Below are 13,916 nucleotides of genomic sequence, written 5' to 3'. Positions count from 1 at the left end.
GCCGAAGGCATCCTTTATTAATACTCGGCATGGCCATTGATCCCTATCTCCCCCATATCTTCGCCTTCAATATACTTCTCACTATCATCGATGCCACCATCGGTTACCATGCCGCGCCGATCCTTGTGCGAACAGCTGCGGCAGACGAGGAAGCTTTGGAATCGGCAGCCAAGACCATCCGAACCATGCTGGCCCTGGTGGTGGCGCTGTATAGCTTTTTCTCCTGTCTGGCCTACTTCAGGCAAAAGCCGCTGCTGCTCCTAATCGTCACGGCAGTGATCGTTGCCGACATTATCGCTCAGATTATCGTCAGCAGGAAAATGAAAAACAGGGGCAGGTAATTCCCTTTCAGGGCAGGAACTGTTGCAGGTTCGTCAGTGCCCTCTCCAGCTTCTCCAGGCTATGGGCCTCGATGGTCAGCGCGGCCTCCGGCGCGTACCGTTCCATCAGGCTGAAAAAGAGCTTGAAATCGATTCCCCCTTCGCCCAGAGGCGCATGATCGTCCCTGAATCCATGGTTGTCGTGGATGTGGGTTTCGGCGATATAAGAGCCAAGGGCGGCGAACCATTCTTCCATCCCAACCGTCTTGAACAGATTCCAGTGCCCCACATCGAAGCAGTGGCGCAAGCGCGGGGAGTTTATTGCCTCCAGCAGCGCCACAAGCGTGGAAGGCTCCTCCTCGAAGATGTTTTCCACGGCGATGGTACAGCCGATCCCTTCGGCACGTTCCAGCACTCCCTGCCAGGTGTCGATGCTGTGCCTGAGCCACTCCTCCTTCTTTTCTCCGTAGCGCCAACGGTCATATCCGGGATGAAATACCATGATCTGCGGCTTGAATATCTCTGCTGAATCAAGCACATCATTAAAGCTGCACCTGGTCACCTCACGGATCTGCCGCACCACCGAACCAGGGTTCAGGTCCATAAAGGGAGCGTGGATGGTGCAGACCAATCCGTTGCCGGCAAGGGCAGCGGCCTCGGCCTGCATTCTTTCCGGGATCACTTCATCGAGGCTGTCGGCGGAAAAGAAAATCTCCGGATTGATCCGGTTGGCAATGAGGTAGTCCAGGTTGCGGCCAAGGTGCGGGTATGGTACATGGGCGAATACTTTTTTATTCATGGTTTTTCCTATGCCTCTTTATGTCGTCGGCACACTTGCCGCAGTTCACCAGTTCCTCCAGCTTGAAGATGGCCGTCGGCTGGCCAAGAACGATGAGGGTGTCATGGGCCTCCATGTGGGTATGGGATTCGGGGTTGAAGACCATCTTCCCCGAGGCTTTTTTGATGCCGACAATGATGACGCCTGTCTCACGGCGGAAGCCGGAACTGGCAAGATTCTCCCCGATAAAGCCGGAGGTGGCGGGGATGACGATCTCTTCTATCTGCAGTTCCAGATGCTCGCGGCCTGTGGCTATCTCGATGAAGTCCATGACGTTGGGACGGAGGATAGCCTGGGCCATACGGCTGCCGCCGATGAGGTAAGGCGAGACGACCTTGTTGGCGCCGGCCCGCTTCAGCTTTATTTCCGATCCTTCTTCTCCGGAACGGGCAAGGATGTAGAGGTCAGGGTTGAGGCCGCGGGCGGTCAGGGTAATGTAGACATTCTCCGTGTCCGACGTGACCACGGAAATCAGACCCTTGGCCTTCTTGATGCCGGCCTTGAGCAAGGTCTCGTCATCGGTGGCATTCCCCCTGAGAAACAGGTAGCTGTCCTGGGCCAGTTTATCCACCACCAGCGGGTCGTTTTCCACCACGACAAAGGGGAGAGGTTTTGCGGCAAATTCCTTGCAGATCAGGGCGCCGATCCTGCCGAAGCCGCAGATGATATAGTGGCCGCTCAAGGCATCTATTTTCTTTTCCACCTTTTTCCTCCCGATAATGCGCTGCAGCTGCCCCTCGAACATGATTTGGGCAAGACTGCCAACGATGTAACCCAGGACGCTGACGCCGAAAAAGATCAACACCATGGTAAAGATTTTGCCGGCGTCGCTCAACTCGTGTATTTCCCGGAAGCCGACCGTCCCCAGTGTGATCACGGTCATGTAGAGGGCATCGAGCAGACGCCACCCCTCGATGGTCGAGTAGCCGGCAGTACCTATGGAGACCAGCAGGGCCAGCACCAGAACCGATATTTTCAGGTGGCGGACAGGATCCATTCAAACTCCTTTTCCCGCCTAAAATACCCTCGCCACTGCTAAATTTCAAGACATTAATGACATAAAAAACCACGTAAGTAGTTGATTGCTCCCGGCAAAGGGGTAAATTCTTGACAATTCTTGTATACTGTATACAATTAGCCACTAACTGGAGGACCGCCATGAAAAGAAACATTGAAAAGCATCTGACCCTCAGGGAAAGAATCCTTGAAACGATCCGTGATGCCATCATGAGCGGGTCCCTGAAGCCGGGAGAAAAGGTGGCCGAACCTGAATTGGCCGAACGCTTCGGCATCAGCAGGACCCCCATCCGGGAAGCCTTCCGCCAGCTGGAATCGGAAGGGTATCTTTCGGTAATTCCCCGCAAGGGCGCAGTGGTTGCAGCCTTTTCCCCGCGGGACGTGGAAGAGTTCTACGCCATCAAGAGCATCCTCGAAGGCTATGCTGCACGCAAGGCCTGCGACAACCTGACGGCAAAGGAGCTGGACAAGCTTGCTGCCATTAACCAGAAACTGCATCAATTGGCCGAAGCCGGCGACATCAAAAATTTTTTCAAGGTGCACAACGATTTTCACGATCTGTTTATCAAGGCAGCAAATAACGATAAGCTCTATGAGATGGTAAACGGTCTGGTGAAAAAGTTCCAAAGGTTGAGGATAGCTTCCTTGAGCAAGAAGGGACGGATGCAGGTCTCCGTGGAAGAGCATGAGAAAATCATCGAGGCCTTTCGTAACAAAAATGCCAATCTTGCGGAAAAGCTGGTTCAGAAAAACGCCGAATATGGGGGCATCGTCCTGATAAAAAGCGGGCCTGACGGTACACCAATGAAGAAGGCAGAGCAGACTGCAGCGAAGCATCTCGACCTTTAACCCCACCCGCAGCGGCATTATGACACATCCACTACTTACCGGTTGCACGGCATTTCCTCTATGGAAAATCCGTTCCTCTGTGCTAAGCTGTGGATGTTTTTATTTCAACCCTTTGATCACGGGAGAGTAAGCTGTTGAACCTTTTGAAGCAGATTCCCAAGGTGGACAAAGTACTGAGCTGGGAGGGCGTCCAGACACTATTGGAAACCCATCCCCGCCCGGTGGTGATGAAGGCTGTGCGTAATGTACTTGAAGTACTCCGTGCCATTGTGCTCCGTGAAGAAGGGGACGCGGGCCTGTTCACCGACGAGGCGATCATGAAGAGGGTGAACCGGGAGCTTGATGAGATCAACTCTTTGAACCTCAAGCGGCTGGTCAACGGCACCGGCGTTGTCATCCATACCAACCTGGGACGGTCGCCCCTGCCAGAAAGCGTGCGCCAGACCCTGAATGAAATAGCCTTCGGCTACTCAAACCTGGAATTCGACCTGGCAACGGGAGAACGAGGCAGTCGCTATTCCCACGTGGAAGAAATCCTCTGCGAGCTTACCGGTGCAGAGGCTGCACTGGTGGTCAACAACAACGCCGCCGCGGTACTGCTCGCTCTCAGTTCCCTCGCCGCCGGCAGAGAAGTCATCGTCTCGCGTGGAGAACTGGTAGAGATCGGCGGCTCGTTCCGCATTCCCGACGTCATGCGCCAGAGTGGCGCCATATTGAGAGAGGTCGGGGCCACCAACCGTACCCACCTCCAAGACTACAGTGCTGCTGTAGCTACGGAAACAGGCCTGCTGCTCAAGGTCCACTGCAGCAATTTCGCCGTGGTCGGCTTTACCGCCGAAGTATCGGCCGAACAGTTGGTAGAGCTGGGCAGGCAGCATTCCCTGCCGGTAATGGCGGATGTGGGAAGCGGCAACCTGGTGGAGCTCTCCAGGAGGCTTGGCTGCAATGAGCCGACGGTGCAGGAATTCGTCAGCGCCGGGGTGGATGTCATCACCTTCAGCGGCGACAAACTCCTGGGCGGCCCCCAGGCAGGCATCATCGTCGGTCGCAGGGAACTGCTGGCAACCATGAAAAAGCATCCGCTGCTGCGGGCTGTAAGGATAGACAAGCTTACCCTGGCCGCTCTGGAAGGAACCCTGCAGCTGTACCGCGACGAGCGACGGGCGCTGCAGGAAATTCCCACCCTGCGCATGCTCGCCCTTTCCAAAGAAGAGCTTGCCGAGACAGCAAAACGGCTTGCGGCACGCTTGCAGAAGGTTGTACCCCCCGTTGTGACCCTCGCCCTCGTTGAAGGCTTCTCCCAGGTCGGAGGAGGCGCCCTTCCCCTCCTTCAACTTCCCACCACGCTGATATCGGTCAGCGTCGGCGACAAGTCGGCCCAGGAAATCGAAAAGGTCATGAGGCTCTCTCCGGTGCCGGTCATCGGCAGAATTTTCAAAGGGGCCTTTCTCCTTGACCCACGCACCATTAACGAAGAAGATATATCGGCCCTGACCGCTGCCCTGCAAGGCATTGTCCCCTGACAACCTGCTGCTGGAGGGTGCCGACGCCCATCGTCAACCAATTTCTGTTTGGCCTTTTTATCCCATCCATGTATAATTGCACGATTTTGTTGGCGGAATAACAGCCGCTTCCATCCAATATATCCAAGGGGGGCCGGAAAATGAGAGCCGTTGCACTAATCCCTGCTGCCGGCATGGGGAAACGCATGGGAGCAGGCATGAACAAGCAGTACCTGCTCCTGGACGGCAGGCCCATTCTGGCCCACACCCTTGCAGTCTTCCAGGAGGCATCCTTTGTTGACGACATTTATGTGGTCATCCCCGAAGCGGAGATCGCCTTCTGTCGTGAGCAGGTGGTGGGAAAATACGGCTTCGCCAAGGTTCGCGATGTCATCGCCGGCGGCAGTGAACGGCAGCATTCGGTACTCAACGGAATCAGGGCGCTGAACGGGTACAGGGAAGACGATGTGGTCATCATCCATGACGGAGTCAGGCCCTTCATTCCAACGAAGATATTGAAACATTCCATTGAGGTTGCAAGCCAATGGGACGGCGCCCTGGTGGCCGTACCGGCCAAGGATACCATAAAGACCGTCGAAGCCGGCGTGGTGACCGGCACCCCACCCAGGGAAAACATCTGGCTTGCCCAAACACCCCAGTCCTTCAGGCACGGCATCATCAGCGCCGCCCATGAAATTGCTGCCGCCGAAGGCTTCCTGGGAACCGACGATGCCTCGCTGGTGGAACGCATGGGCAGACAGGTGCATGTGGTCATGGGGGACTACCGGAACATAAAGATTACGACGCCGGAAGATATGCTGCTGGCGGAGACTTTTTTGAAGAAATAAAGTGCTTGAAAGAGGCTACAATGAGAATAGGTCATGGATATGATGTGCACAAACTGGTCAGCGGCAGGAAACTGATCCTCGGCGGAGTAGATATCCCCTACGAAAGAGGGCTGCTCGGCCATTCGGATGCAGATGTGCTCCTTCACGCCATTTCCGACGCCATATTAGGCGCCATCGGCGAAGGTGATATCGGCAAACATTTCCCCGACACCGACCCTGCCTACAAGGGGGCCGACAGCATCAAGCTGCTGATGCATGTCATGGGGCTGGCCCGCGACCGCGGGTATGCCATCGGCAACGTGGATGCGACTATCGTCGCCCAGAGGCCGAAACTGGCAGCCCACATTCCCCTGATGGGGGAGAATATCGCCAAAGCCCTGGAGACGGAAGCAAGCAGGATCAATGTCAAGGCGACCACCACCGAAGAACTTGGCTTTTGCGGCCGGGGCGAAGGAATAGCCGCCTATGCAGTGGCTCTGCTGCAGCGCAGGCACGAGCTTTCACCCGAAACGAGAGAGGTCCTGGAAACGAGGTAAAAATATGGAATCTACCGTCAACAGCAATATATCTGCACCGGAAACTACGGCAACAACAAACTTTATTCGCAACATCGTCGAAGAAGACCTGAAATGCGGCAAACACAAAACTATCGTCACCCGCTTTCCGCCCGAGCCCAATGGCTACCTGCACATCGGCCACGCCAAATCCATCTGCCTCAACTTCGGCCTGGCCCGGGACTTCGGCGGCCGCTGCCACCTTCGCTTCGACGACACCAATCCGGCCAAGGAGGATGTGGAATACGCGGAAGCTATCAAGGAAAACGTCCGCTGGCTCGGCTTTGACTGGGGGAAACACCTTTACTACGCCTCCGACTATTTCGAGCAGCTCTACCAGTGGGCGGAACAGCTGATCCGCCAGGGTGATGCCTACGTGGAAGACCTGACCGCCGATGAGATCCGCGCCTACCGCGGCACCCTCACCGAACCGGGCAAGGAGAGCCCCTGCCGCAGCCGCACCCCGGAAGAAAACCTTCAGCTTTTCCGCCGGATGCGTGCCGGCGAGTTTGCCGATGGGGCCAAGGTGCTGCGGGCAAAGATCGACATGGCCTCCCCCAACCTCAACCTGCGCGACCCGGTCATGTATCGCATTCTCCACACTCCCCATCCCCACGCCGGCGACAAATGGTGCATCTATCCCATGTACGACTTCGCCCACGGCCAGAGCGACTCCATCGAAGGAATCACCCATTCCGTCTGCACACTGGAATTCGCCGACCACCGCCCCCTCTATGAATGGTTCCTGGAACGGCTCGGCATCTACCAGCCCCATCAGTACGAGTTTGCCCGCCTCAACCTCACCTACACGGTGATGAGCAAGCGGAAGCTTCTGCAACTGGTTCAGGATGGCGATGTCTCCGGCTGGGACGATCCGCGCATGCCGACCTTGTCCGGCTTACGGATGCGCGGTTATACCCCCGAGTCCATCCGCAGCTTCTGCGACCAGATCGGCGTCGGCAAGAGCGACAGCTGGATCGACATGAGTATATTGGAAGAGTGTGTCCGCAACGACCTCAATTTCAGGGCGCCCCGGGCGATGGCGGTCCTGCGCCCTCTCAAGCTGGTGATCGACAACTATCCCGCAGCAATGACCGAAGAGTTCGAGGCGGCCAATCATCCCAACGATCCGGCCATGGGCTCACGGATGGTTCCCTTTGCCAAAGAGATTTATATCGAGCAGGACGATTTTCTCGAAGAACCGCCGAAGGGTTTCTTCCGCCTGGCACCTGGGCGAGAGGTGCGCCTGCGCTACGCCTACATCGTCAAATGCGAAAGCGTCGTCAAAGATGAAGCGGGCAAAATCGTGGAAGTCCACTGCAGTTACGATCCGGCCTCCAGAGGGGGTTCAGCTCCTGATGGCCGCAAGATCAAGGGCACCATCCACTGGGTCTCGGCGCTCCATGCCGTGAAAGCCGAAGTCCGCCTCTATGACCGCCTCTTTACTGTCCCCAATCCGGACAAGGGGGGGCAGGACTTCAAGACTTTCATTAATAAAGACTCCCTGCAGGTGCTGGATACCGCCTGTCTTGAGCCGGATCTGGCAAAGGCCGCACCGGGCTCCAGCTATCAGTTCGAGCGCCAGGGATACTTTCATGTGGGCTCACTGGCTGACGACGGAAGACCTGTATTTAACCGCACCGCCACCCTGCGCGATTCGTGGGGAGCCGGCGGCAAGAAAGAATGACGGCCCCGCGTGTGGAACTTCAACAGCCTGGATAAAGGATGGAATGCCGCTGCAGATCCTGGTAATAAACGAAAATAAGGCGTTCTGCGACTACCTCGTCAACCTGCTGGCAACGGCCGGACATGAAGTCTCCTGCGTCCAGCTTTATGCAGATGCCCTGCAGGCCGCCGCAGCAAATCGACCGGCAGCTATTATCCTTGAAATTTCCACCTCCGACATGGGGGCCGTCGAGATGATCAGCCGCCTGCAGCGTGCGGTTGAAACCCGTCATGTGCCCATCATCGTCATCTCTGATGTTCCCGAGCTTGAATTCGAGCTCCTCAATCTTTTTGACTTTCTCCCCCAACCCCTGGATACGGTAAGACTTGCCGAAGATCTGGAGGCCATCGCCAGGGGAAGAAAACAGTCCCTGCCCCGGCAAACAGAAACCCTTGGCGACGATACCTACCGTCTTTACTCCCAATATCTCCTTCAAGAAAGCGGCCTCCATTTCGATCGGCGCAACCAGAAGCTCCTGGAACGGGGTCTGTTGAACCGCATGGCTGCCCTGAAGATCAGCTCTTTCGAAGAATATTACCATTACCTGGTGTTGCACCAGGAAAGCCGGCAGGAACTGAAAAAACTGCTGCCGTTTCTCACCATCGGCGAGACTTATTTTTTCCGTTACCATGCCCACTTCGAGGCACTGGGCCAGATACTGGCAGAAAAACGGTCCGGGCTTGCCCAGGGGGAAAGGCTGAAGCTCAGGCTTTGGTCGGCTGGCTGCTCCACAGGCGAAGAGCCCTATTCCCTGGCCATAACCGTCATGGAAGCCATCTCCGACTGGAAGAAACATGATATCAGCATTCTTGCCACCGATATCGACAACCGGGCTCTGAAACGGGCACAGGAAGGCATATACAGCCCCTGGGCCATGCGCGTCATGGAAAAGCGCAACCTGGATCGCTATTTCGAAAAAAGCGGCAAGAAGTTCAGGATCAGGGACGAGGTTAAAAGCCTGGTCAGATTCGCCCACCATAATCTCACGTCTTCCACTCCCGACCAGGAGGAACAGGACCGGGAACGATTCGATGCCGTCTTCTGCCGCAACGTCACCATTTATTTCACCATTGACATCACCAGGCAAATAATCGAGAAAATATCCAATTGTCTCAAGCCCGGCGGTTACCTCTTCTTGGGGCATGCCGAGACCATGGCCCAGATATCGAGCCGCTTCGAAAGACAAAGCCATGACGGCAGCTTCTACTACCGGAAGAAAACGGCAAAAAACGGGATTCCAACCGAACCTGCTCCTCCCCGGCAACCTGCACCGGCAAAAGCAAAGAGCCGGCAAGAGCAAACCCCGGCACCGGTAAATACCACTGCACCTGCACCGGCATCCCCGCAGGCTGTTGACTGGGAGAGGCTCCATCTACATGCCCAAGAACTCTTCAGGGAGGAAAATTTCTCCGAGACAGCCAGACTTTTGCAGGATATACTGCAACATCGTCCTGATCATACCGGAGCCCTCATTCTCTATGGTTTTACTCTGGCCAATGACGGGCGTTTCACTGAGGCACTTGCAGCGTGCGAAGCTGCATTGAAGACCGACGACCTGCTGCCGGAGGCATATTTCCTCAAGGGACTTGTATATGAGATGACCGACCGCTTGCCGGAGGCCGGTGAGGAATACCGCAAGGCGATCCTCCTGCAACATGACTTCGTCATGGCCCATTACCAGCTGGCACAGCTCTATGCACGGCTGGGCAGAAAAAAGGAACGGCTCAGGGAGCTGAATAATTCACTACGGATTGTGGCCGGGCTGAAAGCCAAAGCGGCCATTCCCTATTCCGGCGGCCTGACAAGGGAGCTGTTCATGGATCAGTTGAATAAAGAATTGGCAAAGGCAGATTAAGAAGGGAAGCGACATGGTAGTGAAGAACGGAACCGACGAAATCCGCTCTATCCTGAATGAAATGAGGGACGAGTACTGGCACGCCCTGTCAGAGGTGGAAGAGGCACGGGAAGAGGAGCAGGAATTTATCACCCTGACCCTCGGTGGTGAGACCTTCGCCTTCGAAACAGGTTACGCCTCCGAGGTCATCCGCATCCCCAGGCTGGTGAAGCTGCCGCGTGTTCAGGACTTCCTCACCGGCGTTTTCAATCTCCGTGGCGAGATTACCGCAGCCATCGATATCAGGCCTCTGCTTGGCCTGCCCCAGCTCCCCCTTTCTCCTTTCTCCAGGATCGTCGTCGTCAAATCGGAAAAGTTTGTCACCGGCATCATCGCCGAAACGGTGGAGGGGGTGCGGGCACTGCCACTGAACGCCCTTGAGCCTGCGGTCAAATCTCTCAATGAGAAACAGCGGGAGTATATCCGCGGTCAGTTGAACATTGACGGCATGCTGATCATGATGCTGGACATGGCAAAGCTTTTACAGTCCCCTGACATTGTGGCCGACAATAACCAATAAAAAAGGATCATCGGCGTTTAACGGAACGCCTGCAAGGAGTTGCCATGTTTAACAACCTGTCATTGAAAATTGCCGGAATTCTCATTCTGGTAATGGTCGTCATCATGACCTTCTTTACCATCTACTTCGTCAGATCGAGGAGCGCCTCCATGGAAGGCGAGCTACTCTCCAAGGGGAGGATCGAAGCCCTTGCCGGAGCAAAGATGACAGAGCAAGTCCTGGAACTGGCGATAAAACAGGGCACTTTGTCCGAGACGGACATATTCGATGAGAATTATGTCCCCATTCCCAATACCTACCCGCAGAAGTTCCACACCAGGTTCGACAGATACCTCGACGAAAACATCCAGGAGCTGGAAGACGAGTACCTGAAAGACGACCAGGTGGTATTTGCGGCAGCAGTTGATCGCAACAGTTACTTGCCCACCCATAACACAAAATACTCCCAGCCGCTGACCGGCGACAGGGCAAAGGACCTGATCAACAACCGGACCAAGCGCATTTTCAATGACGAAGTGGGCATGCTTGCGGCAAAGAATCAGAAGGAACTCCTCCAGCAGGTTTATTTCCGCGACACCGGGGAGCGGATGTGGGATATTTCGGCGCCGGTCTATGTCAACGGCAAGCACTGGGGAGCGTTCAGGGTCGGCTTCTCCATGGAGAAAACCGACAAGCGCATCGCCGAGTTGAGGACTCAGATCATCGGCTCCATGTTCCTCATGCTGCTGGTTTCCAGCGTCACCATCTTTTTCGTCGTCCGCTATTATATGCGTCCTCTCCTCAACCTGACGGCGGCGGCACGGCGCATTGCCGACGGCAATCTGGACGAACAGATCCCGGTTGAGACCGGCGACGAGATAGGCACTCTCGCCGAGGCGTTCAACACCATGACCAATGTCATCGTCAAAAACCTGAAGGGGGAGATTGAAAAAAGCGCGCGGCTCATCGCCTCCATCAAGGAAGCAATCATTCTTTTGTCCAGCTCAGCCAACGAAATGATGGCCATCAGCGCCCAGCAATCTTCCGGCGCGACCCAGCAGGCGAGCGCCGTCCAGGAAGTAACCACCACTTCGGAAGAAATAGCCATCACCGCCAAACAGATCACCGATAATGCCAAATCGGTGGAATCCATGGCTGAGGAGACCACCCGCAGCTGTACCGTCGGCACCGGCGACGTGACAAACGCCATCGACGGTATGGCGGTGCTGAAAACCCAGGTGCAGAGCATTGCCGAAAGTATGCTTCAACTGGGTGATAACAGTCAGAAGATCGGCGGTATCGTGGAAATAATCGATGAGATCAGCGACCAGACGAACCTCCTGGCGCTGAATGCCGCCATCGAGGCTGCCGGCGCCGGAGAGGCGGGCAAACGCTTTGCCATCGTCGCCCAGGAGGTGAAACGACTGGCACAGCGCACGGTGGATGCGACCAAGCAGATCAAGGGGCTCATCGAAGAAATTCAAAAAGCGACCAACAGCACCATCATGGTCACGGAAGAGGGAACCAAAGGGGTCGATGACGCATCGGCACTGGTCGACAAGGTCCAGCTCTCATTCACCAACATCATCAACATGGTTGAAGAAACTGCCCGCGCCGCCAAGGAAATAACACTTTCCACCCAGCAGCAGACCTCCGCCTGCGAGCAAATGGCCGAAACAATGACAGAAGTGCGGGATGTGGCACAGCAAGTGGCGGCCAGCGCCAATGAAACGGAAAGGGCCATTTCCGATATCATGGAGCAGACGGAAAAACTGCGGGACCTGAGCGAAAAAGAGGCGTAGATGCCCAACCGGAACAAATATCTCTCCATATTTTTCAAAGAGGGCCGCGAACATCTGGACTCGCTGCAGAAGGGGCTTCTTGCCCTGGAAAAGACTCCGGACGACAAGGTGCTGCTCAGGGAACTGATGCGCAATGCCCACACTCTCAAGGGGTCGGCAAAGCTGGTTGGTCTTGAGGAAATCAGCGCCATCGGTCACCGCATGGAAGACCTCTTTGAAGAGATAGAAAAGGGACAGAAAAGGGTCGATGATCAGATCATAGATATTCTTCTCAAGGGAGCCGATGCCATATCCCGTCTTATCAAGGCTTTCAGCAGCAATGAAGAGATTCCCTTCGACGTCCCCCAGTTCCTGCTGGCTTTCGACCAGGGGGAAATCCATCCCCAGGTGGTGGAAAAGAAGCTGCAGCATGAAATCGCCAGTGAAGAGACGGTAAGGACCAATGTCAAGATCCTGGACAGCCTCATCAACCGCCTGGGCGAGCTGATCATCAATAAAAAACGCTTTGAAAGCAGTCTCCTCCGGCTGAATGAATTGTGCAACACCAACGCAAAGTCCCCTCTCCTCCCGGGACTGCGCCAATTCCGGAACGACCTGGAGGAGGACGTTCTCTACCTGGCATACCTGGTTCAGGAACTCCACGACGACGCCCTGGCCCTGCGCATGCTTCCCTTGCACACCATCACCGACGGATTCGAACGCATGATCCGGGACCTGTCCCGGGAGCACGGCAAAATGATCGAGTTTTCCGTCACAGGAGCCCAGATCGAAATGGACCGGGTGCTGCTGGAAGCGGTCAAACCGATGATCCTGCACATTCTAAGGAATTGCATCGACCATGGCATCGAAACACTCGAAGAGCGACTTGTGGAAGGGAAAAAACCCAAGGGATCCATAGAAATTGCCGCCAGGCTTGAAGAAGGGGGTGTCAACATCGTCATCCGTGATGACGGGCGGGGCATCAATCCGGCTCTGGTCAGAAAAACCGCGGTGAGCAAGGGTCTGCTGGGCCAGGAAGAAGCTGCAGCCATGGAGGACAAGGCTGTCATCGAGCTGATCATGGAGGAGGGATTTTCCACCAGGGACTTCATCACCGACACCTCGGGGCGCGGCATCGGCATGAGCGTGGTGAAAAAAAACCTGGAGCGGCTCAAAGGTAACCTGACCATAAGGAGCGAGGTGGGACGCTTCACCGAAATGTCACTGCAACTGCCGCTTACCCTTTCCATGATGGAGGCGCTGCTGATCCTCTGCAGCGACGAGTGTTTTGCAGTTCCCCTTTCCTATGTCCAGGAGACGCTGAAAATAAGGGCCGAAGACATTGTCACCGCGGCCGGCAAAGAAGTCATCTCCCTGCGCGGCAGCTCCATACCCTTGGTATCATTGGCCTCTCTCCTTGGCCTGCCTGAGCCCAGTAAGTTTTTCCCCGAGGAAAAGCTTACGGTAGTGGTGTTGGGACAGGGGAGTCAATATCTGGCCTGCGCTGTTGATGCAACCCTGGAAAGCTCCGGGATTGTCGTTAAATCTCTGAGTAATCAAATGAAAAACGTACATTTCGTCTTTGGGGCAACCATTCTTGGTAGCGGCGATCCGGCCCTGATCCTGAACGTTCCCGATCTTTTCACCGCAGCTGAAGTTGGAATTACTGCCGGTTTCGCATCAAGGCTCGGCAGAGATGAGGAAAAGGCGGTCAAGACACGCATCCTGGTGGTGGATGATTCCATAACCACACGCACTATGGAGCGCAGCATCCTGATGGCACACGGTTACGATGTGGACATAGCCATCTCCGGCGAAGATGCCCTGGAAAAGGTGGCCGGCACCACTTACGATCTGGTCATTTCCGACGTTATGATGCCGGGCATTACCGGTTTTGAACTGACCAGGCGCCTGCGTGCCATTGAGAAGTACCGAGAAGTGCCGATCATCATTGTTTCCTCTCTGGCCACCGATGCAGACAAACGTGAGGCCATGGACGCCGGCGCCCAGGCATACATCGTCAAGGGAAGCTTCGACCAGGGAAATCTGCTGGCAACGGTGGAGGCCTTCGTTGGCTGACGCCGTTTT

Annotated in this window: 12 protein-coding genes; 10 read left to right on the top strand and 2 right to left on the bottom strand. The window is 55.6% G+C overall.

The window, feature by feature from the left end:
• Positions 1-29: 29 nt before the first annotated feature.
• Entirely contained in the window at positions 30-341 is a 312-nt protein-coding gene (locus GEOB_RS02800; RefSeq protein WP_012645661.1) for a hypothetical protein, read from the top strand.
• 7 nt (positions 342-348) lie between these two features.
• Here the strand turns inward: GEOB_RS02800 and GEOB_RS02795 are convergent, their stop codons facing one another.
• The gene (locus GEOB_RS02795) at positions 349-1,119 is read right to left on the bottom strand and encodes a sugar phosphate isomerase/epimerase family protein (RefSeq protein ID WP_012645660.1); all 771 of its coding nucleotides are present in this window, start codon (positions 1,117-1,119) and stop codon (positions 349-351) included.
• Positions 1,112-2,155, bottom strand: a complete 1,044-nt coding sequence (locus GEOB_RS02790; protein WP_012645659.1) for a potassium channel family protein — start codon at positions 2,153-2,155, stop codon at positions 1,112-1,114. The genes GEOB_RS02795 and GEOB_RS02790 overlap by 8 nt, the downstream gene beginning before the upstream one ends.
• Positions 2,156-2,316: 161 nt before the next feature.
• Here GEOB_RS02790 and GEOB_RS02785 point away from each other — a divergent pair, with 161 nt between their 5' ends.
• From GEOB_RS02785 to GEOB_RS02745, 9 genes are all read left to right on the top strand, one after another.
• The gene (locus tag GEOB_RS02785; protein WP_012645658.1) at positions 2,317-3,024 is read left to right on the top strand and encodes a GntR family transcriptional regulator; all 708 of its coding nucleotides are present in this window, start codon (positions 2,317-2,319) and stop codon (positions 3,022-3,024) included.
• Between the two features lie 134 nt (positions 3,025-3,158).
• A complete protein-coding gene (gene selA, locus GEOB_RS02780) occupies positions 3,159-4,547 on the top strand; it encodes an L-seryl-tRNA(Sec) selenium transferase (protein ID WP_012645657.1) in 1,389 nt (462 codons plus the stop codon).
• Positions 4,548-4,687: 140 nt separating this feature from the next.
• Complete coding sequence (gene ispD, locus GEOB_RS02775) at positions 4,688-5,374, top strand: 2-C-methyl-D-erythritol 4-phosphate cytidylyltransferase (RefSeq protein ID WP_012645656.1); 687 nt, start codon at positions 4,688-4,690, stop codon at positions 5,372-5,374.
• Positions 5,375-5,394: 20 nt separating this feature from the next.
• Positions 5,395-5,910, top strand: coding sequence for a 2-C-methyl-D-erythritol 2,4-cyclodiphosphate synthase (gene ispF, locus GEOB_RS02770; protein ID WP_012645655.1), 516 nt, complete (start codon positions 5,395-5,397; stop codon positions 5,908-5,910).
• 4 nt (positions 5,911-5,914) lie between these two features.
• Complete coding sequence (locus GEOB_RS02765) at positions 5,915-7,615, top strand: glutamine--tRNA ligase/YqeY domain fusion protein (protein ID WP_012645654.1); 1,701 nt, start codon at positions 5,915-5,917, stop codon at positions 7,613-7,615.
• 43 nt (positions 7,616-7,658) lie between these two features.
• A complete protein-coding gene (locus GEOB_RS02760; protein WP_012645653.1) occupies positions 7,659-9,509 on the top strand; it encodes a CheR family methyltransferase in 1,851 nt (616 codons plus the stop codon).
• Between the two features lie 13 nt (positions 9,510-9,522).
• On the top strand, positions 9,523-10,068 hold the full coding sequence (locus tag GEOB_RS02755; protein ID WP_012645652.1) for a chemotaxis protein CheW: 546 nt from the start codon (positions 9,523-9,525) through the stop codon (positions 10,066-10,068).
• Between the two features lie 44 nt (positions 10,069-10,112).
• On the top strand, positions 10,113-11,849 hold the full coding sequence (locus GEOB_RS02750; protein ID WP_012645651.1) for a methyl-accepting chemotaxis protein: 1,737 nt from the start codon (positions 10,113-10,115) through the stop codon (positions 11,847-11,849).
• Positions 11,850-13,907, top strand: coding sequence for a chemotaxis protein CheW (locus tag GEOB_RS02745; protein ID WP_012645650.1), 2,058 nt, complete (start codon positions 11,850-11,852; stop codon positions 13,905-13,907). It begins immediately after the preceding gene.
• The last annotated feature ends 9 nt before the right edge of the window (positions 13,908-13,916 follow it).

This window comes from Geotalea daltonii FRC-32 (assembly GCF_000022265.1).
GTDB classification, from domain to species: domain Bacteria; phylum Desulfobacterota; class Desulfuromonadia; order Geobacterales; family Geobacteraceae; genus Geotalea; species Geotalea daltonii.
The sequence above is the reverse complement of the archived record's forward strand: the minus strand, read 5'-3'. Positions and strand labels throughout refer to the sequence as shown.

Bases quoted from the DNA above. Each gene is read 5' to 3' on its own strand.
- GEOB_RS02750 (WP_012645651.1), top strand. From the start codon at position 10,113: ATGTTTAACAACCTGTCATTGAAAATTGCCGGAATTCTCATTCTGGTA.
- GEOB_RS02790 (WP_012645659.1), bottom strand. From the start codon at position 2,155: ATGGATCCTGTCCGCCACCTGAAAATATCGGTTCTGGTGCTGGCCCTG.
- GEOB_RS02795 (WP_012645660.1), bottom strand. From the start codon at position 1,119: ATGAATAAAAAAGTATTCGCCCATGTACCATACCCGCACCTTGGCCGC.
- GEOB_RS02745 (WP_012645650.1), top strand. From the start codon at position 11,850: ATGCCCAACCGGAACAAATATCTCTCCATATTTTTCAAAGAGGGCCGC.
- ispD (WP_012645656.1), top strand. From the start codon at position 4,688: ATGAGAGCCGTTGCACTAATCCCTGCTGCCGGCATGGGGAAACGCATG.
- GEOB_RS02800 (WP_012645661.1), top strand. From the start codon at position 30: ATGGCCATTGATCCCTATCTCCCCCATATCTTCGCCTTCAATATACTT.
- GEOB_RS02785 (WP_012645658.1), top strand. From the start codon at position 2,317: ATGAAAAGAAACATTGAAAAGCATCTGACCCTCAGGGAAAGAATCCTT.
- GEOB_RS02755 (WP_012645652.1), top strand. From the start codon at position 9,523: ATGGTAGTGAAGAACGGAACCGACGAAATCCGCTCTATCCTGAATGAA.
- ispF (WP_012645655.1), top strand. From the start codon at position 5,395: ATGAGAATAGGTCATGGATATGATGTGCACAAACTGGTCAGCGGCAGG.
- GEOB_RS02760 (WP_012645653.1), top strand. From the start codon at position 7,659: ATGCCGCTGCAGATCCTGGTAATAAACGAAAATAAGGCGTTCTGCGAC.
- GEOB_RS02765 (WP_012645654.1), top strand. From the start codon at position 5,915: ATGGAATCTACCGTCAACAGCAATATATCTGCACCGGAAACTACGGCA.